Source organism: Eubacterium aggregans, assembly GCF_900107815.1.
GTDB lineage: Bacteria > Bacillota > Clostridia > Eubacteriales > Eubacteriaceae > Eubacterium_O > Eubacterium_O aggregans.
The window spans coordinates 18,445-39,733 of sequence record NZ_FNRK01000023.1 but is presented as its reverse complement, the minus strand read 5'-3'; the positions used below and the strand labels follow the sequence as shown (position 1 = coordinate 39,733).

The following is a 21,289-nucleotide window of genomic DNA, read 5'->3' as shown; positions in this document are numbered from 1 at the left end:
GGCATCCTGAAGAATTTCGATTTCTTCTTCACGTTCCCGAAGTCTACGCCTTAGTTGATTGTTTTCATCGGCCAGGGCGACCGTACCACCTTTTTTCTGGATTAAGGCATCAACTTCGCTTTGATGATGCTTCGCCTTGCTAATCCAGGTATACATTGTATCAAGATTGATGTTGAGGCGTTCAGATGCTGGCCGTGCGCCAATTTCTTGAGATAGCTTGACAGCCTCTGCTCTGAATTCGGGTGTGTATTTTTTTGCCATTTGGGTGTACAGTCCTCTCTGTTTTCTTTATTTTATCATTTCCTTGTCGTTTTGACTGTACTTTTATGATAACACTCCAATTTGAAATTTGGTGTATCCACATTTCACGTCAGTAATAATTTTTTGAGAACTTATATTAGACCATACTACGAATGGACCAATCCACAGTTAAATCCAGATACTGCACATGATTCTTTTTCATTTCTAATTGATTTTAATAGATGGAACATTCTTACCACACCATCATTTACTACTATATCCGCACTTGGTCAGGAACGTTATTATACGAATCCATCAAAGCTTGATTTTAATGGAGCAACTTATCCAATTCATTCTGCAGAAACTTTTGGCATGGGTAGCATATGCGCAAGGCGAGATTCGAATCTTGGATCACCAGATGTAATTGTTACATATGTTCACAATCCAGTAAATTGGGCTTATACCCTTTCTTTTGGGCCGTTTTCCATTGACTTCGCATCACCTTTTAATGGGGTGGATGTCATCAATAAAGTTCTAAAAAATCATGATTGAAGAAAGAGATACCTATGAAAGAAAAAAATTACGATTTACTATACTTACTATTACTAATACCCATCATTGGCACTTTTGTAATTCGTATTATTGGTTATCCAGCGACTTTGTTTTATGATTTACCCATCACGATTAGTGTTTGTGCTATTCTGTATTTCCTTAAAGAGATTATGAAAAAACTTTAAAAAGCACGGGGCTCATTAAATGGGTATTAACATCTCCCTATTCTGAAATAAAGAAGACTGTCGGGCTTGCCCTCGATGGTCTTTTTTCCTTAACGGTCAAAGCCGAAGTTATACGATAGACCATAGTTATTGTCAACGTCCACCGTTTTTATTAAGCTTTCCTTGACCGTAGGAGGGATAAGCCGTAGAATAAAGGACACGAAGAGGGAGGAGCGACCATGAAAAAAATTGAAGCCGTGGACCTAAGGGATGATTTGGAGGTACTGATCGATTTTAAAAAGCGGGTGGATGAGGTTCTTGCCCAGGAAGAATGCCTGGGGGACTGTGTGATCAAAGGGATCCTGGGATCGGAACAGGATTTTTCAGAATTAAATGTTGAAAATGCACGTTTTGAGAATTGTCGCCTGTTGGAGTGTTCCTTTAAAAAAAGCAGTTTTAAAAATGTCAGCTTTCGGAATTGCGATTTTTCGGGCAGCCGATTTGAAGATGCCTACTTTAGCCAATGTGAATGGAAGGGCTGTAAAGCATTGGGGAGCAGCTTTAGCCAAGGGGTTTTCAAAAACATCCTATTGGCGGATAATAATATGAAATATACGGATTTTGATGGCTCCCAGTGGCGATGGGCTCACTGGGAGGAGGTGGATTTTACCGGGGCTTTTATCACCCAGAGCCGACTAAGGGATTTGGAGGCCTTGACGTGTGATTTTACACAAACGGCATTTTTTAAAACGCCATTAAAGGGATTGGATTTAACAAGCAGCACCATCGAGGGTATCCAGGTTTCAGATACCCTGGGTGAGCTGCGGGGCGCCCGGCTCGATCCCTTCCAGGCGGCGGGGCTGATGCGTCTCTTGGGGATTGAGGTCGTGTGACCATCTCCTTACAGGATGCTTGACTTTAGCCGTGCAATTCGTTCTTCAACCATGGCGATGGATTCTGGAAGATCGTAAAGGCAGTGGTAGTCCTCTAAGTTTTCCCAGAAAGTAGCAAAGGCCTGGGCGAGATGGGGCTCATCCAAATAAGCTGTCACAATGGATTTATCCCCAGGAATATTGGAATGAAAGGTCATGAGCAAATGATGCTCCATGGTGGTGATAACAAGGTTTGGATCAAGATGGACCTTATCTATCTTTAGAATCCGGGAACGCCCCGTTTTTACCTGAATGAGGACCTGCTCCAGAAGATAGCGGCGGTCTGCAGGGGGGAGGGGCTGATAAAAATCATCGGGGATCTCTGGCGTTCGGCCGGTTTCCACAAAATAATCCAACCCCTGGGGGGTGAAGCTGGTTAACAAGGAGTTGGTTTTAAGAACCTTTTCCCGCTGCTTACCGGTGTAATCTAAAAACAATTGGATAAGGGCCTCCCGCTGGGGGAAGGGATTGCAAATGGTGCGCTCTAGGATATCTTCTGTTACAAAGGGTAAGATGCAGGGTATTGCTTCAATGACACAGCAAGGTTCATTGAGGATATTGGAATAAACCGCCATTTCTTCTATAATATCGTAGCACTGCTGGTACATCGGGATACAGTGTCCCTTTAGACGCTGGGTGTAGGCCCGGAGCTGGTTGAGGGCATCCTGGGTTTGGATGAAAAATCCAGAGGTGCATTGGGCATCGAATAAAACAGCACCCTGGCGGCCAAGGACTAAGCAGGGATAGAGGGTGTAGGGGCTGAAATGGGCCGGGACATCATCGTAGTAGTAAAAGGCTCGATAGCCGCGGTGACGGGACAGTAATGCCAGGGATTGTTTCAAACAATTGATATTGTAGGTTGAGGATGAGGCACTGCCATTGGTATTGTCCAGGCAGATTAAATGGGTCATTAAAAGTTTCCTGTGGATATCCAGCTGATCGATGATGTTATATAGACTGGTACAATCGGGCTGGGTTACCAGCTCCAGACTACCGTCCTCTATTTTTACGGATTCGGAAACGACACGAAAGAGCGCTGCAGTGAGTGCCGTCGGGGTGTCCAGCGTGGTGAACTGACACTCATCAGTCACCATGGAGACGCTGGGGGACCAGGGACAGTCAAGGGGCGTGGTCGATCGATTAAAGGAGTTAATAAAGGAGAGAATACTTTGATGCTGGGCATAACAGACCTCGCCATGGAGGGTGGCATAATAGGCATCAATGAGAGCCATGGTCTCCGCTGGGTTGAGCTGCAAAAATTGGCAAATAGACTCATAATTTATTTTCCTTTCATTTCCATTCTTATGAGTTGTATTTTAGCACAATGGTACGGCCTGGTCATTAAAAATTTCAGGTAAATGTGGAAACCCTGCCCACAAAACCTGCCACATCTTGTAATTTATCTAAAGGTCACTTAGAATAAAAGAGCAAACAGCATTCCGGCTACAAATAAGGTGAAATGAAAAATGCCATGGCATCCTAAAAGGTGCCATGGCATTTTTTCTTTTAGCTGAAGGTAATCGTAAAGGTACTGCCTTCACCTGGGGTACTGTCTACCTCAACCTCAGCGTGGTGGATCATAGCGCCGTGTTTGACAATAGAAAGCCCCAGACCCGTTCCGCCGGTTTCCTTGGAATGGCTTTTATCCACCCGATAGAAGCGTTCGAAAATCCGGGCCAAATGCTCTTCGGGGATACCAATGCCAGTATCCTTAACCCAAATGACGGGATGGTTATAATCCATGCCAACGTGGATTTCCACTGTGCCACCATCCTGGTTGTAGGCAATGGCATTGTCGCAGAGGTTAAAGACCATTTCGTAGAGGGTTGGCGCAATCCCATTAATGGTAACTGGTGCCCCCGTAAGGGTAAGGGCGACATGGTGCTTATCGGCTTTCTTTTGGAGGCTATCCCGGACGTTTTTACACAATTGGTAAAGATCGATGGGTTCAAAGGCTTCACTCATATCGGATTCATCCAGGCTGGATAGTCGGATGATGTCTTGAATCAGGGTGAGGAGACGGCTGGCTTCAAAATGAATTTGGCCAGCAAAACGATTAATATCCTCGGGCTTGGCCAGGCCACTTTCCATAATTTCAGAATAGCCTAGAATAGAAGTGAGTGGGGTTTTCAGCTCGTGGGATACATTGGCAGAAAATTCTCGGCGCATCTTTTCAATGTTTTCCCGTTCGGTGACATCGGCGATGAACAGAACCACCGCATGGCTGCCATCCCCGGCATCCACCGGACTGGCGGACAGCTCATAGAAGCGGTTGTTTCGCTTCATGCGGATATTGGCCTTTTCGCCCTGGAGGACTGTTTCAATAAGACTAACAAAGGGATTTTCCCGACAGAGCTCCAAGTAAGTGCCATTGTAAATTCCGCCTTCAAAGAAGGCCTTGGCACTGCGATTGAGGGAAAGAACATGGCCGTTGCTGCCGAAGATAGCCAGGCCATCCCCCATACTTTCAGTAATTTGATCGAATTCTCGCTGCTTGTCTGAAAGGGCCTGCATTTGTTCATTAATCCGCTGCCGCTGGCGGTCCAGCCGCAGCAAAAGGGGTGAAAGCTCCTCGTAGGTGTCGTTCTCCAAAGGATGGTCGAGGTCCAGATGGTTAATGGGCATGAGGATGGCTTTGCTGATAGAATGGCCAACCCAAAGGGCAGCGATCATCACAGCCACCAGCAGGAATGCTAAGAGGGATGCCGAGCTTCCAAAGACACCAAGGGTACTCCGGGTGGTGATGGCCAGCCGAAGAATATTGCCACTGTCCAGTTTCGTGGCATAATAATAGGTGGATTCATCCAGGGTTTTTGACAAACGGCTGTCGGAGCCCTTTCCCGTTTCCAGGGCCGCTTCGACCTCTGGTCGGTTGCCATGGTTTTCCATTTGGCTCTCAAAGGCATTGCTGTCGTAGAGAACAGTACCGTCTGGAGAAATCAGGGTAAGGCGAGTGTTGCTGTCTTTGCCTACGCTTTTTAAATAGGTGACATCATCCAGGGTTTTCATAGCCTGTACCAGGTAGCCCGACTCGGTTTCTAAAGCTTGGCGGGTTTCACTAACAAAGCTGCTGTATAAAACTGGGATGATGAGCCCAGAGGTTAAGATTAAGGTTAACAGAGCAGTAAAGAAGATACTGCCGGAGATTCGTTTTTTCATGTGTGGCCTCCTATGCGGTAGCCGACGCCACGAACGGTTTCGATGATGGGGTGCTCCTCGCCTAATTTCTGTCTCAGTGTCCGGATATGGACATCCACCGTACGGGTTTCACCGTCAAAATCGTAGCCCCATATTTTAGAAAGGAGCATATCCCGGGTGAGTACCGTGCCGATATTATGCATCAGCAGGTTAAGAAGATTGTATTCTTTTAGTGTCAGATCCACGGGGGTACCGTCTACAGTCGCTTGGTGGGCCCGTTCGTCAATGAGGATGTTTTTATAGGAGAGAATCTGGCTTTCCGGCTGGGGGGTGCTTCTGCGAAGCACCGCTTTAATACGGGAGAGCAACTCCATCATACCAAAGGGCTTGGTCACATAGTCGTCGGCACCATTGTCTAAGCCGATGACCTTATCGTACTCAGCGCTTTTTGCTGTGAGCATGATAATCGGGATTGCCTTTGTCCGTTCGTCTTGTCGTAATTTTTTAAGAATTTGGATACCATCTTCACCAGGGAGCATGATATCCAACAGGATGAGCTCAGGAAAAGGATCGGACAAGGTGGAAAACAGTCCGTCACCTTGTTCGAAGCCACAGACCCTATAGCCGGAATTTTGCAGGGTATACATTACCAGTTCGCGGATACCGGCATCATCCTCCACAATATAAATCATGGTTAGGACCTCTCGGTGGCAATGGGGACCTCTCCATGTTCGCCAGTGATGGAAAAGACCACCCACCCAGCAATATTAGTGGCATGGTCACCAATACGTTCTAAGTATTTGACAATCATAAGAATATCCAAGGCCTGGGCTCCCATGGTTTTATTTCCTGCGATAAGTTCAATGAGGTCATCCCGAATTTTGATGAAATAGGAGTCCACCACATCATCTGCAATAAGGACACCTTTGGCCATTTCTAAATCCCGTTTGACATAGGCGTCAATACTATCGGTTACCATGGCAATGGTCGCTTTAGCCATCTCTGGAATGGGGATAATTTCTGCATAGTGGCTGAGGTTAGAGGAGCTGACGATTTCAGCAATATCTGCAGCCTGGTCACCGATGCGTTCCATATCGGTAATCATTTTAAGGGCGGAGGAAATCAGACGCAGATCCCTGGCAACAGGCTGTTGCTGGAGGAGGAGTCGAAGGCAGAGGTCTTCAATATCCTGTTCCATCTGGTCGATTTCATCATCGGCAAGGATGGCTTCCTTGGCCATGGCGGCATCGTTTTTAGTAAGGGCCTTGCAGGCCCGGGCAATGGCCGTTTCACACAGGCTACCCATGGTAATTAAATCATTGTTTAGTTTTTCTAATTGTTCATCAAATCGATTACGCATCATCCGAACCTCCCTGTAATATAATCTTCGGTTTTCTTATGAACGGGGGTGGAGAAGAGAACCTCCGTCTCGTTATACTCGATCACCTCTCCGAGCAGGAAGAAGGCGGTACGGTCTGAAATCCGAGTAGCCTGCTGCATGGAGTGGGTGACGATAATGATAGTATACTTTTCTTTCAGTTCAATGGCAAGGTCTTCAATCTTTGCTGTTGAAATAGGGTCAAGTGCCGAGGTCGGTTCATCCATGAGAAGGACCTCCGGTTCCACGGCTAAGGCCCTGGCAATGCAAAGCCGCTGCTGTTGGCCACCAGATAAACCCAGGGCGCTTTTCTTAAGGCGGTCTTTAAGCTCACCCCAAATGGCAGCCCCTCGAAGGGATTTTTCCACAATATCGTCGAGCTGCGCTTTGTTTTTGATGCCATGGGTTCGGGGTCCATAGGCGATGTTATCATAGACACTCATGGGGAAGGGATTGGGCTTTTGAAAGACCATCCCCACCCGCTTGCGCAGGAGGTTGACATCCATCCCCTTATAAATATCCTCACCGTCTAGGGTAATGTCCCCGGTGATCTTACACCCCTCGATCAGATCGTTCATCCGGTTGAGGGTTTTCAAGTAGGTTGATTTTCCACAGCCCGACGGGCCGATTAAGGCGGTGATTTGATTTTCCGGAAGCTGCAGGTTAATATCCTTTAAGGCGTGGAAATCACCGTAAAATAAATTGAGGTTTTGGGTTACGATTTTATCCATATTTTTCTCCAATTAGTTACCGCCACTGGCGATTTTTTGAGCGATTTTCTCTGATAGTAAATTCAGCAGGATGACGATGACGAGGAGCACCACTGCCGTTGCATAGGATTGTCCGGTGTTTAGCCCTTCGCTCCATAGCGCATACATATGGATGGCCAGGGTCCGTCCAGAGCCCATGAGGTTCGGGGGGATCTGGGCCACGGTACCCGCTGTGTAAATCAGCGCTGCGGTTTCCCCAACGATTCGACCGACGGCCAACACGATTCCGGCAAAGATCCCCGGAGAGGCGGCCGGTAAGATAATACGAAATACGGTCCGCAGCCGTCCGGCTCCCAGGCCAAAGCTCCCCTCCCGGTAAGTGTCCGGCACGGCTTTTAAAGCTTCTTGGGTGGTACGCATAATCAGGGGCAAAATCATAATAGCCAGGGTACAAGACCCCGCCAGCATGGAATAGCCCCAGCCCAGGGTTGTGACAAAGAAGAGCATCCCAAAGATTCCATAGACGATGGAGGGAATACCCGAGAGGGTTTCTGTGGTAATGGCCACAAGCTTGACCAGGGGATTGCCACGTTTGGCATATTCTTCTAAGAAGATGGCAGAGCCAATTCCAAGGGGAACGGCGATAATCAGGGTAACGGCAATCATGATAATGGTATTGACCAGGGCCGGGAAGAGGGAAACATTCTCGGTGGTATACTTAAAAGCAAATAAATCCAAAGAGAGATTGGGAACCCCCATAATTAGGATGTATAATACCAGAAAGGCCAGAATGCCAATGGTCATGATGGCACCAAACCAAACCAGACCCTTTAATACCTTAGCCTGTATTTTACTTGATTGGGTCATGCGTCAGTCCTCCTTTTTAAGATGGAGAAGCACAAATTAATAATCAGGATGAACACAAAAAGCACCACGGCTGTTGCAATCAGGGCTTCTCGATGGAGGTCAGCGGCGTAGCCCATCTCCAAAACAATATTTGCCGTTAGGGTGCGAACACCTTTTAGCAGGCCCCTCGGCATTGCAGCCTGATTCCCTGCAATCATAATAACGGCCATGGTTTCTCCGATGGCCCGACCAACACCAAGGATTACTCCGGCTAAAATACCGGATTTGGCGGCCGGTACAACAGTAAAAAAGACAGAACGCTCATGGGTAGCACCCAGTGCCAGTGCCCCTTCGTAGTAGCTGTTCGGCACCGCCCGCAGCGCGGATTCACTGACACTGATGATGGTAGGAAGAATCATAATACCCAGAATCAGGCAGGCAGCCAGCATACTAGTGCCAGAACCGCCAAAAATCCCTCGGATCATCGGGACGAAGACCATCAATCCAAAAAAGCCGTAGACCACAGAAGGAATACCGGCCAGCAAGTCCACTGAGGGTTTTAAAAGCTTATAAAGCCCCGGGGGGCAGAAGCGGGCCATGAAGATGGCAGTTAACAAACCGATGGGGACCCCGATGACAATGGCTCCAGCGGTGACGTAAATAGAGCCCAGAATCATGGGGAGGATACCATAGAGGTTATTGCTTGGCTTCCAGACCTCGCCGAAAAGGAAATTGAAGAGCCCAATCTTCGCAATGGCGGGAATGCCATTGACAAAGAGGAACAAGCAGATCATTATTACGGCAAGGATGGAAACACAGGCGGCGGCGATGAACACGCCCTTCATGAAATTTTCTCTCAATTCTTTCATCGATAAAATGTCTCCAATATCAAATTTACAAAGAAGGCCCCCTCCGAAGAGGGAGCATACCAATGGGGAAGGGCTTTAGTTTGCGGGGGCTACTTCATCCCAGGTCGTAATGTTACCGGTGTAGATATCCTTAACCTGGTTGACCGTGAGGTTATCAACGCTATTGTCTTTATTGATGATAACCGCAATCCCATCGGTGGCGATGACCGTTGCCGTGACACCCTTGGATTTTTCACTGTCCTTTAACCCACGGGATGCCATGCCGATATCGCAGATGCCATCAACAGTGCTGTTGACACCTGTGGTGGAGTCACTTTGCTGGACTTCGATTTCGGCGTTAGGGTTAACCTTCAGGTAAGCTTCTTTCAATTTTTCCATCACTGGAGTGACAGAGGAGGAACCCGCGACAGTAATCTTACCGGCAGGCTTGGTTCCGGCATAAGCGCCATTGGTGGATGCCTTGATATAGCCTGTTTCTTCAACGATGGCCTGGCCGTCAGCTGAAAGAATGTAATCCACAAAATCCTTGGAGACATCGGATAAACCCTCTTTAGTAATGATGTTAAAAGGACGGGAAATCTTGTAGCTACCGTTGTCGATGTTTGCAGCAGTGGCTTCAGCTCCGTCGATTTTCAAAGCTTTGACGGTATCGTTGAGAGAGCCCAGGGAGACATATCCGATGGCATCAGTATTGCCTGAAACGCTGGTCAGCATAACGGAGGTACTGTTGGTGATATCCGCAGAATCGATGGTCTTATCAACTTTATTACCGGCAGAGTCCTTTTCTTCAATACCAAACAATTCGATGAAGGCGCCCCGGGTACCGGAGCCATCCTCACGAGAGATGACAGTAATGCTTCCGCCACTGGCAGATCCGCCGCCACAACCGGCTAAGGTGACAGCCATTAATAATGTCACACAGAGGATGGTAAATGCTTTTTTCATAATAAATGTTTTCTCCTTTTATTTATCATTTTACGATGGATTTATTGTATAAAAGCTTTGTTAAAACCAAAAGGCTGGTTATGTTAAATACAAGTAAAGTCAGGAGAAGTCTTAAACTCAATTAAAGTTCTGCTTCAGCCGTTTACAGGTCATACCAATAGCGTTACACTTAAAAGAGAGTTTGCATGAAAGGATTGGTTAAAGTAGATATGGATAGTAAATTAATTTTTGCAATTATTGCCATTACCCTGGCATTGGTTTTTTACACTATTGGTGTATTTGGAGAGCGGCGGGAAAAACGCTTGTTAAAATGGCATGTGGTCATTTTTTGGATGGGCCTGGTGTGCGACACCACCGGGACAACCCTGATGTCGGTCATTTCCAGAACTGGCGGCGGAGGGATGAGCTCCACCGAGCTGGCCATTCATGGGGTGACCGGAGCCCTGGCCATTGCACTGATGCTCTTCCACGCTATTTGGGCCACCTGGACGTTGCGTAAAGGCAATGCCCACCAACAAGAGGCCTTCCATAAATTCAGCCTCTTCGTCTGGCTGATCTGGCTCATCCCATACTTTATTGGCATGTTTATGGGAATGGGAATTTAAAACATCCCAAGGATTTTTTCTTGACACCCGAAAGTCCTTCAATTACAATAGAGGGACAAAAGGGAGTAGTTAAAACACTAAAGTCAACAGACTGGCCATCGGCCTGGCTTTAGGACCTGAATGGTAACGAGACTTTTGGCAGAGGATAAGTATATCTTTCGCCAAAGGTCTCTTCTTTTTTTTCGCGTTTGCTAACAGAAGTATAAAAGTGGGAATAGTGAGTGCTGTTAAAAGCTTGCTTTTATAAGGTGCTCAGTGTTTCTGCTTTTACAAAGCGCAGCTGAAAGGCACGACGAAGAGGGGTGCCGCTTGAAGGCCAAGCAGTGCTTGGACTGGAGAAATCAGTGGAGCTGATTTAAACTGAGACAATCAAGTTGCGGAACGAGTGTTACTTCGTGGTAGATAGAGCACAGTAAGAGGAGGAAAAATGCAAGCATTTAGAGAGAGTGCCAAAGCAGTATTGTCTAGATTGGGTGTTGATCCCGGCAGAGGCTTGACGCCAGAGGAGGCAGAGGAGAGCCGGGCAGTGAATGGCGCCAACACCTTTACGAAGGCAAAGGCAAAATCGGTTTGGAAGAAAATTTGGGATGCGACCACAGAGCCCATGATCATCATGCTCCTCACCGCCGCAGCCATTACCCTGGGGGTGAATTTCATCCGTTTATTCACAGGGGGAGAAACCGAGTTTATTGAATGTGTCGGTATCTTTGCGGCTATTTTTTTAGCGGTGGGGGTAACGGTCATCATGGAAGGCCGTTCAGAAAAGGCCTTTGATGCCCTGAACAAAATTAATGAAGACGTCCAGGTCAAGGTCCTTCGAGGGGGCGGTATCACCCTCATCAGCCAGAAGGAGCTGGTAGTGGGAGATATCATGGAGATCGCCACTGGAGATATGATTTCCGCGGATGCCAGACTTCTGGAAACCCAGGAGCTGCGGGTGGATGAGTCCTCCCTCACTGGAGAGAGTAACCCTGTTAAAAAAGATGGAAATCTGATTTTCGATAATCCCAAGACTCCGGTGGCGGAGCGGGTCAACATGCTGTACTCCGGCTGCTTCGTCACCGGGGGGAGTGGTGTTGCGGTGGTGACCGCTGTGGGAGACGCCACGGAATTTGGCAGCATCGCCCGGGAGCTCTCAGTGGAAGGGGATGGCAAGACCCCTCTTCAGGAAAAGCTGGACCGCCTGGGCAAGCTCATCACCATTCTGGGGGCGACGGCAGCAGCCATCGTTTTTACCATTCAGTGTATTATCTTTTTATCAAGTGGCACCTTTAATCTGGACACGGTATCAGAGGCCTTTATTACCAGCATTGTCCTCATTGTCGCAGCGGTCCCTGAGGGACTGCCCACCATTGTGGCGGTATCCCTATCCCTCAACATCATAAAGATGGCCAGACAGAATGCCCTGGTAAAAAAGCTCATTGCCTGTGAAACCATTGGCTGTATCAATGTAATCTGCTCCGATAAAACCGGGACACTCACAGAAAATCGCATGACAGTGACGGATATGGTCATCGCCTCCCATAAAAATAATTGTGGCCGGGCCTGTGTCAGCTCCGAAGACTGGCCAGAGGGCGTTTGCCAGCGCCGGATACCGGCCTCGGAAATTAATGATGTTCATTTGATTGAGAATTTCATCTTAAATAGTACTGCGGACATTGAAATGGACGGGGAGACGGTACGCTTTATCGGGAATCCCACGGAGTGTGCACTGATTACCGCCTATGAAAAATACAATGGCGGTGAAGGCACCGATGCCACCCTCCCTCGAAAAACCTACGATGCTATCCGAAAGGATGCCACGGTTTCCTTTGTGTTCCCCTTCTCTTCTGAGACCAAAAATATGACCACCATTATTGAAGTAGACCAGGGTTTTATGGCTTATTCGAAGGGAAGTCCAGAGAAAATTTTATCCCAATGTGCCTTTGTGGAGGTGGATGGGGTCAATGAGCCCATGAATGCGGATTACAAAGCCCAGATTGAAGCCGCAATGGCGGGCTTTGAGCGTAAGGCTAAACGGGTATTGGCTTTTTGCCATCGCCCATTGACCCAGGAAATGCCCATCACTGCCCTGGAGGAAAGACGGGCTTCCATCGAATCGGATATGGTTTTCGATGGCTTTGTGGCCATCGCTGATCCACTGAGGGGAGATGTGTATGAATCTGTGGCCCGTTGCCGGGCCGCGGGGATTGAGCTGAAAATGCTCACGGGAGATAATAGTCTGACGGCTCAGGCCATTGCCGAGGAGCTGGGTATTTTAAAGGACGGGGAACAGGTGGTAGAAGCTGTCAGCCTGGAGGATTTAACCGAGGACGAGCTAAAGGCCTGTCTGCCCCAGATCCGGGTGATTGCCCGGAGCACCCCAACGGTGAAAATGCGGGTGGTCTCTGCCCTAAAGGAACTGGGCAATGTGGTAGCGGTCACCGGCGATGGCATTAACGACGCCCCGGCCATTAAAAAGGCGGACGTGGGGATTGCCATGGGCATCACGGGGACCGAGGTGTCCAAGGAAGCCAGCGATATTGTTTTATTGGACGATTCCTTCTCCACCATTGTAAAAGCAGTGCAGTGGGGCCGGGGAATCTTTGAGAATTTCCAGCGCTTTATCCAATTTCAGCTGACGGTGAACCTTTCGTCGGTCATCGTCGTGCTGACCAGCATTTTATTGGGGATGGCGTCGCCCTTCTCCGCTCTGCAGCTTTTGTGGATTAATATCATTATGGATGGTCCGCCGGCGCTTACCCTTGGGCTTGAGCCCATTCGGGAGGATCTTCTGGGCCGCCGCCCCATCCCTCGGGATGCCAGCATTGTCAATGGCAGCATGATGACCCGGATTGCCTCCAATGCGGTCTATGTGTCCATTATCTTTATGCTCCAGGCACTCTTTAATATTCTGGGGGGAACACCTGGGGAGCAGTATACTATTTTGTTCACCCTCTTTGTGGTGATGCATCTTTTTAATGCTTTTAATAGTAGAGAATTGACGCCGACGAGTATTTTTAAAAATTTCTTTAACAATCGGCTGATGCTGCTGGTCTTTGGACTGACCTTTCTGCTTCAGGTGATTATCACCCAGTATGGTGGTATCTTCTATGGGACCATTCCGCTGTCCCTTACCATGTGGCTTAAAATTATTGGATTGGGACTTTCTGTTATCGTCGTGTCGGAGGTGGTAAAGGCTATCCAGCGGGGATTTCAGAGGAAAAAAGGATGATGATGAAAAAATATACAACGCCAATTATTATTGGGATTCTTTTTGGAATTTCTGCCCTTATTTACGCAGTACAGTTCTTTGTTTTCCATGATTCCCGGGATACTTTCTTTTACCTGCTCCAGGATTGGGCCTTTCTCCCGGTTCAGATTGCCGTGGTGACCATTGCGGTTGGGAAGTTGGTGGAAAGCCGGGAAAAAAGGGACCGTCTGGAGAAAACCCAGATGCTTGCCAGTACCTTCTTTAGTGATTGTGGGATGCAGCTGCTTCGGGATATGCTGTCTACGGTTACCAATAAGGAGGTGCTGCACCCCTGTCTGTCCATCCAGGAGGATTGGGGGGATCGAGAATTCAGAGGGGCGGTTCAGTCCATTAAAGACTGCCGGTTTACTTTTTGTCTTCATCCGGACTGTTTGATGCGGTTAAAGGCGTATTTTGAAGAGAAAAATATGTCCATGTTGGTGATTATCTCAAATCCTGCACTTTTAGAGCATGAAGAGTTTACGGATATGCTTTGGGCCATGTTTCATCTAAAGGATGAGCTGAAGGCAAGGGAAGGTTTTGAAAAGCTTTCTGAGATGGACCAATATCATTTGAGAGAGGATATGGAGCGGGCCATGCGTGGGGTTTTAATCAATTGGGTGCGGCATATGCAGCATATTAAGAAAGAGTATCCGTATCTGTTTTTATTAGAAATCAGTCAGGACCCTCTGGCACTTGAAAAAGCTTAAAACACGCAGTTTGGCATTAAAGACTTGTCATTCAGGCAATTACTCATTATAATAGTTGTAGTTCAAGATGAGAGAGGAAAGCATTGTGGAAAACAAACTCAAAGAAAAATATGGGCTTTTGACGGCCATTTGCCTGGTGGTGGGTATCGTTATTGGCAGCGGCGTCTTCTTTAAAGCGGAGAAGGTATTAAACGCCACTGGCGGTAATTTGCCTCTGGGTATTTTGGCCTGGGGTGTCGGGGGGATGATCATGATCATCTGCGCCTATACCTTCTCAACCCTGGCGACCCGCTATTCTTTTGTTAATGGGGCACTGGATTATGCGGAGAATATTGTGGGAGATCGCTACGGCTACTTTATGGGCTGGTTCATGGCGACGATTTATTATCCAGCGATGACCTCGGTACTGGCTTGGGTATCGGCGCGGTACCTCTGCGTACTGTTGGGATGGGATATTACGGGCGGGGCCTGTATGGTGATTTCAGGAGTTTTTTTGATTTCGGCCTTTGCTCTAAATACCCTCGGCCCCATTTTGGCTGGAAAGTTCCAAGTTTCTACGACCATTATCAAATTGATTCCGCTGCTGTTGATGGGCCTTGTGGGTTTGGTCGTTGGCCTGTCCAATGGAATGACCATGACTAATTTCACCACGGTAGTGGATACCTCCATTAGCCCTTCTGGTGGATTTTTGGCGGCTGTGGTGGCCACGGCTTTTGCCTACGAAGGGTGGATTATCGCCACCAGTATCAATGCGGAGCTTAAGGATCCGAAGAAAAACTTACCCAAGGCGCTGGTACTGGGGACTATTACCGTCGCAGTGGTGTATATTTTATATTATGTGGGGATTGCCGGGGGCATCAGCAATGCCGATATGATGGAAATGGGAGCAGAGGGTACCCAGCAAGCCTTTGTGAATTTATTCTCTTCCATCGGAGGCACGGCTTTATTCGTCTTTGTTATCATCTCCTGCTTAGGAACCCTCAATGGGCTGACCATGGCCTGTTCCCGAGGGATGTACAGTCTGGCTGTCCGTAATCGCGGGCCGAAGCCGGAGCTGCTTGGCAATGTTGACCGTCAAACAAACATGCCGGTTAACTCGGCCGTGATGGGGTTGGTGTTCTGTGGCCTTTGGCTGGTTTATTTTTACGGTGCACAACTGGCCTCGGAGCCTTGGTTCGGAGCCTTTTCCTTTGATTCCTCGGAGCTGCCCATTGTCACTATTTATGGGATGTATATCCCCATTTTCATTATGGTCATGATCCGGGAGAAAAGCGAGCATTGGATGAAGCGTTTCGTCATGCCTGGTCTCTCCATCATTTGCTGCCTGTTCATGATTGCCGCGGCATTCATCGCCCATGGCGTAATGGCGGTCACCTGCTATATCATTGTCTTTGCCGTTATCCTGCTCATTGGGGCACCGTTTTTACGGCAGCATCCCTAGGGTGTTTTAAAGGCCGTGCTGGAGAAAGGGTGGAGCTGACATGAGGCCACTGAGGCAAGAGCTGGTTTGGAATCCCTGGCATGGCTGTCATAAATACTCGGAGGGTTGTGCGCATTGTTATATGTTTCGGCGGGATGAATCCATTGGGAAAGATCCCACCCGTGTGGAGCGGACGAAGAACTTCCAGCTTATCATTGCCCGGGATCGGAAGGGGCGTTATAAAGTGCCCTCCGGAACCCTGGTTTATGTCTGTATGACCTCCGATTTTTTAATTGAGGAGGCCGATGACTGGCGTCCGGAAATCTGGCAAATGATGGCGAGCCGGCCGGATTTGGATTATATGATCATTACGAAGCGCATCATTCGCCTTAAAGACAGGCTGCCCTCTGATTGGGGAGGTGGGTGGCCCAATGTGGCTGTGGCCTGTACCATAGAAAATCAGCGACAGTATGATTTCCGTTATCCGATTTTCAGAGATTTGCCCATTGCCCATAAATTTCTGGCCTGCGAACCCCTTCTGGGCCCCATCACCATGCTGGGGCTGGATAACCGGATCGAAGGGGTGGTGGCCGGTGGTGAGTCCGGCAATGCCGCTCGATCCTGTGATTTCGACTGGCTTTTGGATCTGCATCGCCAATGCCATAATGTTGGCGTGTCCTTTACCTTCCGCCAGACCGGAGCCCGTTTGAAGAAAAACGGCATCACCTATCGAATTCCAAGGCGGCGGCAGCATGAACAAGCCCGAAAAGCGGGCTTGGATACAGAGCTTTAATGCATGAATGTTTTTTAGTGGAGCCTTGACACGGTGAGGGCCTTAAGATATAATTTCAGTTAACGTTAAGAGTGTTTTTCAATGCTCCGATAGTATAAAAATCCAATAAAGCCGCACAGGAAGAAAGATGGGGAATCCCAACTGGTAAAAACCAACTGTAAAGTCAGTAGATTGACCTGTGTCACCACCACACCATTTTCTGGAAATGGGTGTTTTATTGGAAAATCATAGCGTAAACGTAAAGCACCCGTCCATGGGAGATATGGACGGGTGCTTTTGTTTTACAGAAGCAGACAGTAATGATCAAAAGAAAAAGAGCGACGAGAGAGGAGTGCAGGATGGAAGACGTCCAATGGGGAGGAAAAAAGGGAATCCTTCAAAGAAGTATGCGGGTATTGTGCCTTCTGTTGGTGGGGATCTTGTTAGTGTCCTCCGGGATTGCCGGAGTCCTGGCAAGTGGTGCCAGCAGCGGAGGAACCGCCATTATAACGGTGGAGCGGCAGAGTCTGGGACAGGGATTTTACCTGGAGCCCATATCTGTGGGGTTCGATGCAGGAGAAGATGGTGCGGCCATTGTTGAAAGGGCTCTGGAAAATAAGGGGGAAGTGTTGTTGGAGGGCAGTGGGATTCAATCCATTTCCGGAGCGGATACCGGCAGCATCACCATACCGGAAGCCGTACAGGCATTGACCACGGCGACCTTACCGACGACCGGTAATACGGCAGCAGCGGGTACCCTAGGGAGTGGGGCTTACACCTCAGGGGGACATTGGGCCCTGACTCTGAATGGAAAAAGTCTGGAGAGTCTGTGGGAGTACAGCCCAATGGATGGGGACGTTCTTCGAATCCGATACAGTCTTTTTGATGATGAAAAGGATTTGGCGCTCTCTAAAAATGCAGGCGACGTGGATCGTATTTTAGAGCTTGTCGCCCAGACGGATCGCAGCGTTGCGTATAATAATACAGCCTGCAGTACAGCGCTGGCAGCCCTTTCTAAAACGGATTTGAGCGGGAAGGAGGCCAGGGCCATTTTCGGCACCCTGGAAGATGCACTTTTCGCTGGGGAAGCCATGGAGCCTACTGTGGCTCAGCCCACGGTGGAACCGATCTCTGAACCTGAGGACAAGGTGGAAGAAACAGAAAAAAAGGAGGCGGAATCCAATGGGGCGTTACAGGCTGAGTTGGCCGCTCAGGCTAAATCCTTGCGGGAAAGCGCCGGAACCAATGATATAGAGCGGATGATCAACACCAGCGCGGCGGCCATCCTCTCGGGGTTTGAACAAAGCCCGCCTGCGGTAGGCACTACTGGCGGGGAATGGTCCATCCTCGTCCTGGCCCGGTCAGGATTGGGGAATCAGAACCTGTACAATACCTATTACAATAATGTCTGCCAGACGTTAATCGATAAAAAAGGCGTCCTCCACAAGGTGAAATATACGGAGTATTCCCGGGTTATCCTCGGTCTGACAGCTATCGGTAAGGATGTCACCAATGTTGCGGGGTATAACCTGCTCAGCTACTTATCGGATTTCAACAATGTTAAAAAGCAGGGAATCAACGGTCCCATTTGGGCACTGATCGCTTTAGACAGCCATGCCTATAAAATACCGGACAATCCGGAGGCCAAAACTCAGAATACCCGCCAGGTCATGATTGACCATATCCTGGGTCGGGAAGTTGATGGTGGAGGGTGGACCCTGAGTGGAACCAAAGCAGACCCGGATATGACGGCTATGGCCCTCTACGCCCTGGAGCCCTATCAGGATCAGCCCGACGTCAAGGCGGCCTGCGACCGCGCCTTTAATGTCCTTTCCCAGGTCCAGGTTGCCCAGGGGGATGACGCCGGGGGCTATGCCACCTTCGGAACAAATAATTCCGAAAGCACGGCCCAGGTCGTCATGGCACTTTCTGCCTATGGCATCGACCCCGAAGCCGACAGCCGCTTTATTAAAAACGGCGTCAGCACCGTGGATGCGCTGAGCCAATACTACCTTGCGGATTCACCCTATGGTGCCGGCTTTATGCACATTAAGCCAGGAGGAGGGGATAATGGCGGTGCCGCCGCCGGCGTCCGGGATGCCATGGCTACGGACCAGGGGATGGAAGCCCTGATCAGCCATCAGCGGGTATCAGAAAATAAAACCCAGATTTTTGATATGACGGATATTGAAATCGAACCGGCGACGGTGATGGGGATGTATCTTAATGCGGAGGAAGGCGTTTTCTCATCTGATAAAGAATCGAAGGTCAAGCTTACCGCCAGCATCGATTCCACGGGGATGCCGGATGTCAGTGCTGTCACCTGGAGCGTGGAAAACCACACTAGTGAAAAAACGGCAGAGGTCGATGCCGAAGGGAATGTCACCGTCCATGCCAGCACCTTGAGTGCCGCGGATCTTGCCGCCATGGGAATGGGAGACGATGCGTCCCGGGCGACGGTGACGGCATCCGTGACGGTGGATCATACCCACACCTTAACCACCACCTACGAGATTTACCAGGGGATGACGCCATCCGGCATACAGGAACGGATTCAGAATCTACCCTCCCCAGGAGCCTTTAAGGCGGCGGATCGTGATGCGGTCGTCTTCGTCAGTCGGGCCATGGCACAGCTTACCCCGGCGGAAGCCGCCTATCTGGACAAGACCCTGCTGACCACGGCGGAAAAGCAGAAATTGGCTTACTGCCAGGCAGCCGTAAAGAACATCAACCAGCGAGTCATTCAGACCTATTCCGATGTGGATGGAAGCCGGGTTTACCCCAAAACTTTCACCATTTACAGTGATCTGCCCTGGTATGTGGCACTGAGCGTGGAGAATCTGGATGAAGAAACCGTGAAGAAAATAGAAAGCAGTCTGGGTAATCGGGAGAACCTGCTCCAGGTCAATGACATCACCCTCACCAATACTTTGGCAGATGATCTGACAACGGCCTATCACCCAGTGGACCCCATTAAAATTCAGATGGAGGTGCCTGAAACCAGTAAATCCATGCTGGCGGGTGTCAAGGTCAATGGCTATACCATTGGCGATGAGGTGGTGGCTAAGACCACCAATATGACCATTTCTGTGGATCGGCGCTATGTGACCTTTGAAACGTCGGATACGGGTATTTTCGGATATGTCTCAGAGAACAAGTCTATGGTAACGCCAGGTGGTTCAGGGGGGGCGTCCATTGGGACCGGATCGTCTGCCATCAGCGATGCCGGCGCCAGTGGAAGCTTCAGCAGTACGAGAAAAAGCATAAACACCACGGGAACATCAGGTAAAATCGTAGATCACGGCCTTATCTTAGGGCAATCCGGTATTGGCATGGTAGATATTACAGGAACCGGGAAGCTGAAAACGGGGACAGATACCCTGACCTCCTTCTGGTATGAGCTGGGACAAAAGGTAAAAGCCGGAGCGGCGCCCTTCGCCATTGGCCTGGGGACTATGGCAGTCCTTTACAGTATCGGCCTTTTGATTGCCATTGAGGTCCGCCACCGGAAAAAATTAAAAATGTAGGGTCAGGCCGTAAGTGGCCAAAGCACAAAAGAGGGAGGATGTAAAAATGAAAAAGAAAAAGATTTTTGGGGTGCTGTTGTCGCTGTTCATCCTGTTCGGGATGGCCGGCACCCTTGCCGGGTGCGATAATCCGGTAACCACTGTCAGTAATGCCGGGGGGAAAACGGAACAGTATGCCTATCCAGAAGGCGGAATCATTAAAAAAGCTTTCTTTGACGAACTGAAAAATACGGTCAATACAGATATTTACCCCGGGACGGTGGATAATGTCAATTATGTCTGGACCTTCAATGGCGCGGATATTTCCACCCCCATGGACTTCAATATCGCCATGGGGCTGAATAACGATGCGGCCACCCAGGTCCAGGCGGCCACCAGCTCCGTTCAGGTCCAGGGCTTCAACTTCTCCGATAACCCCGGGGTTCCCGGAAAGTATAACCTGCGGCTGGTCCTGCCTACCAAGTGGGACTGCCAGAGCATCGACTTGTACAATTTAGACGGTACGAACCTTAATAAGGTGGGGACCGTTAAAATGGATAATAGTACTGAAACCACCCAGGTCAACTTTGGCCTTACCGTGGCCAAAGGACAGTTCTACCTGGTGTCCAGCACCCAGGTGGAGGGGGAGACCCTGGGAACGGAAACCGTGGTGCTGACCGATGAAGAAAAGGCGGCAGCCAAAGCTGCGGGAAAGGCGAGGAAGCAGAATGCCATCGATGCCGATGCCGGTTATACCGGTGCCATGGACGGCTATAATACCCAGCTGGATAAAATCCCCTCGGGGCAGCCTGGCCCGGTGGAACCGGCCAATGTCACCATTGATGAAGGCACCACTAAATACTGTACCCTGGAGGTACGCTGCGATAATATCTGGAAAGCCCAGTATTATCCTTACCTCAATCCGGAAAAGGAACCCTATCAGCCCAAGGATGGCACCATCTTCGTCTATAAGCAGGTGGCCTATCATCCAGGGGAAATGGTCTACGATGTGCTGGCCCGGGAAATGCGCAATGCGGGCATCCAGATGGAATATAGCTACACCCCTCTTTATGGCTCCAATTATATTGAGGGGATTAATAACCTGTATGAATTTGACTGTGGCGAGGTCTCCGGGTGGATGTACGAGGTCAATGGCTGGTACCCCAACTACGGCTGCAGCCGATATCTGGTCAAAGAAGGGGATGCCATCACCTGGAATTATACCTGTGACCTGGGCAGGGACCTGGGCCAGACCTGGTACTAGGTAACA

18 protein-coding genes are annotated in these 21,289 nt (G+C 49.2%); 9 read left to right on the top strand and 9 right to left on the bottom strand.

The features are described 5' to 3' along the window. On the bottom strand, positions 1-261 hold a 261-nt coding region (locus BLW33_RS11280; protein WP_143032632.1), incomplete at its 3' end, for a transposase. A gap of 123 nt (positions 262-384) precedes the next feature. Here BLW33_RS11280 and BLW33_RS14020 point away from each other — a divergent pair. Both BLW33_RS14020 and BLW33_RS11275 read left to right on the top strand, forming a co-directional pair. Then, on the top strand, positions 385-792 hold the full coding sequence (locus BLW33_RS14020) for a hypothetical protein (protein WP_207647832.1): 408 nt from the start codon (positions 385-387) through the stop codon (positions 790-792). A gap of 403 nt (positions 793-1,195) precedes the next feature. After that, complete coding sequence (locus BLW33_RS11275; protein WP_090308923.1) at positions 1,196-1,849, top strand: pentapeptide repeat-containing protein; 654 nt, start codon at positions 1,196-1,198, stop codon at positions 1,847-1,849. An 8-nt stretch (positions 1,850-1,857) separates the two neighbouring features. On the opposite strand, the gene BLW33_RS11270 is transcribed toward BLW33_RS11275, so the two are convergent. From BLW33_RS11270 to BLW33_RS11235, 8 genes are all read right to left on the bottom strand, one after another. Continuing rightward, positions 1,858-3,120, bottom strand: a complete 1,263-nt coding sequence (locus BLW33_RS11270; RefSeq protein WP_143032630.1) for a hypothetical protein — start codon at positions 3,118-3,120, stop codon at positions 1,858-1,860. Between the two features lie 274 nt (positions 3,121-3,394). Then, positions 3,395-5,047 (bottom strand): sensor histidine kinase, encoded by a 1,653-nt coding sequence (locus BLW33_RS11265; RefSeq protein WP_090308917.1) that lies wholly within the window; start codon positions 5,045-5,047, stop codon positions 3,395-3,397. Continuing rightward, positions 5,044-5,718 carry a winged helix-turn-helix domain-containing protein gene (locus tag BLW33_RS11260; RefSeq protein WP_090308914.1) on the bottom strand — a complete coding sequence of 225 codons (675 nt, stop codon included), beginning with the start codon at positions 5,716-5,718 and terminating at the stop codon, positions 5,044-5,046. Before BLW33_RS11260 ends, BLW33_RS11265 begins: the two co-directional genes overlap by 4 nt. A 2-nt stretch (positions 5,719-5,720) precedes the next feature. Next, on the bottom strand, positions 5,721-6,389 hold the full coding sequence (gene phoU, locus BLW33_RS11255; RefSeq protein ID WP_479723645.1) for a phosphate signaling complex protein PhoU: 669 nt from the start codon (positions 6,387-6,389) through the stop codon (positions 5,721-5,723). Then, positions 6,386-7,135, bottom strand: coding sequence for a phosphate ABC transporter ATP-binding protein PstB (gene pstB, locus BLW33_RS11250; protein ID WP_090308911.1), 750 nt, complete (start codon positions 7,133-7,135; stop codon positions 6,386-6,388). The genes phoU and pstB overlap by 4 nt, the downstream gene beginning before the upstream one ends. A 12-nt stretch (positions 7,136-7,147) precedes the next feature. After that, on the bottom strand, positions 7,148-7,981 hold the full coding sequence (gene pstA, locus BLW33_RS11245; protein ID WP_090308908.1) for a phosphate ABC transporter permease PstA: 834 nt from the start codon (positions 7,979-7,981) through the stop codon (positions 7,148-7,150). Further along, complete coding sequence (gene pstC / locus BLW33_RS11240; RefSeq protein ID WP_090308905.1) at positions 7,978-8,829, bottom strand: phosphate ABC transporter permease subunit PstC; 852 nt, start codon at positions 8,827-8,829, stop codon at positions 7,978-7,980. Before pstC ends, pstA begins: the two co-directional genes overlap by 4 nt. Before the next feature lie 75 nt (positions 8,830-8,904). Next, positions 8,905-9,774, bottom strand: coding sequence for a substrate-binding domain-containing protein (locus tag BLW33_RS11235; protein WP_090308903.1), 870 nt, complete (start codon positions 9,772-9,774; stop codon positions 8,905-8,907). A 209-nt stretch (positions 9,775-9,983) separates the two neighbouring features. On the opposite strand from BLW33_RS11235, the gene BLW33_RS11230 reads away from it, so the two are divergent. The 7 genes from BLW33_RS11230 (at position 9,984) to BLW33_RS14380 (ending at position 21,283) form a co-directional block, all read left to right on the top strand. Next, positions 9,984-10,379 (top strand): HsmA family protein, encoded by a 396-nt coding sequence (locus BLW33_RS11230; protein ID WP_090308929.1) that lies wholly within the window; start codon positions 9,984-9,986, stop codon positions 10,377-10,379. Positions 10,380-10,806: 427 nt separating this feature from the next. Continuing rightward, positions 10,807-13,593: a cation-translocating P-type ATPase gene (locus BLW33_RS11225; RefSeq protein WP_090308900.1), complete on the top strand. Its 2,787-nt coding sequence runs from the start codon at positions 10,807-10,809 to the stop codon at positions 13,591-13,593. Beyond that, entirely contained in the window at positions 13,590-14,321 is a 732-nt protein-coding gene (locus tag BLW33_RS11220) for a hypothetical protein (protein ID WP_090308898.1), read from the top strand. The genes BLW33_RS11225 and BLW33_RS11220 overlap by 4 nt, the downstream gene beginning before the upstream one ends. Positions 14,322-14,406: 85 nt before the next feature. Next, positions 14,407-15,762 carry an APC family permease gene (locus BLW33_RS11215; RefSeq protein WP_090308896.1) on the top strand — a complete coding sequence of 452 codons (1,356 nt, stop codon included), beginning with the start codon at positions 14,407-14,409 and terminating at the stop codon, positions 15,760-15,762. Between the two features lie 40 nt (positions 15,763-15,802). Then, entirely contained in the window at positions 15,803-16,534 is a 732-nt protein-coding gene (locus BLW33_RS11210) for a DUF5131 family protein (RefSeq protein WP_090308893.1), read from the top strand. A gap of 338 nt (positions 16,535-16,872) precedes the next feature. Continuing rightward, entirely contained in the window at positions 16,873-20,040 is a 3,168-nt protein-coding gene (locus BLW33_RS11205; protein WP_090308890.1) for a prenyltransferase/squalene oxidase repeat-containing protein, read from the top strand. 46 nt (positions 20,041-20,086) lie between these two features. After that, entirely contained in the window at positions 20,087-21,283 is a 1,197-nt protein-coding gene (locus BLW33_RS14380; RefSeq protein WP_242911665.1) for a DUF4430 domain-containing protein, read from the top strand. Positions 21,284-21,289: the final 6 nt, after the last annotated feature.

Excerpts from the sequence above, each read along its gene's own strand:
- BLW33_RS11275 (WP_090308923.1), top strand. The coding sequence starts at position 1,196 with ATGAAAAAAATTGAAGCCGTGGACCTAAGGGATGATTTGGAGGTACTG.
- BLW33_RS11270 (WP_143032630.1), bottom strand. The coding sequence starts at position 3,120 with ATGGCTCTCATTGATGCCTATTATGCCACCCTCCATGGCGAGGTCTGT.
- BLW33_RS11265 (WP_090308917.1), bottom strand. The coding sequence starts at position 5,047 with ATGAAAAAACGAATCTCCGGCAGTATCTTCTTTACTGCTCTGTTAACC.
- BLW33_RS11260 (WP_090308914.1), bottom strand. The coding sequence starts at position 5,718 with ATGATTTATATTGTGGAGGATGATGCCGGTATCCGCGAACTGGTAATG.
- phoU (WP_479723645.1), bottom strand. The coding sequence starts at position 6,389 with ATGATGCGTAATCGATTTGATGAACAATTAGAAAAACTAAACAATGAT.
- pstB (WP_090308911.1), bottom strand. The coding sequence starts at position 7,135 with ATGGATAAAATCGTAACCCAAAACCTCAATTTATTTTACGGTGATTTC.
- pstA (WP_090308908.1), bottom strand. The coding sequence starts at position 7,981 with ATGACCCAATCAAGTAAAATACAGGCTAAGGTATTAAAGGGTCTGGTT.
- pstC (WP_090308905.1), bottom strand. The coding sequence starts at position 8,829 with ATGAAAGAATTGAGAGAAAATTTCATGAAGGGCGTGTTCATCGCCGCC.
- BLW33_RS11235 (WP_090308903.1), bottom strand. The coding sequence starts at position 9,774 with ATGAAAAAAGCATTTACCATCCTCTGTGTGACATTATTAATGGCTGTC.
- BLW33_RS11230 (WP_090308929.1), top strand. The coding sequence starts at position 9,984 with ATGGATAGTAAATTAATTTTTGCAATTATTGCCATTACCCTGGCATTG.
- BLW33_RS11225 (WP_090308900.1), top strand. The coding sequence starts at position 10,807 with ATGCAAGCATTTAGAGAGAGTGCCAAAGCAGTATTGTCTAGATTGGGT.
- BLW33_RS11220 (WP_090308898.1), top strand. The coding sequence starts at position 13,590 with ATGATGATGAAAAAATATACAACGCCAATTATTATTGGGATTCTTTTT.
- BLW33_RS11210 (WP_090308893.1), top strand. The coding sequence starts at position 15,803 with ATGAGGCCACTGAGGCAAGAGCTGGTTTGGAATCCCTGGCATGGCTGT.
- BLW33_RS11205 (WP_090308890.1), top strand. The coding sequence starts at position 16,873 with ATGGAAGACGTCCAATGGGGAGGAAAAAAGGGAATCCTTCAAAGAAGT.
- BLW33_RS14380 (WP_242911665.1), top strand. The coding sequence starts at position 20,087 with ATGAAAAAGAAAAAGATTTTTGGGGTGCTGTTGTCGCTGTTCATCCTG.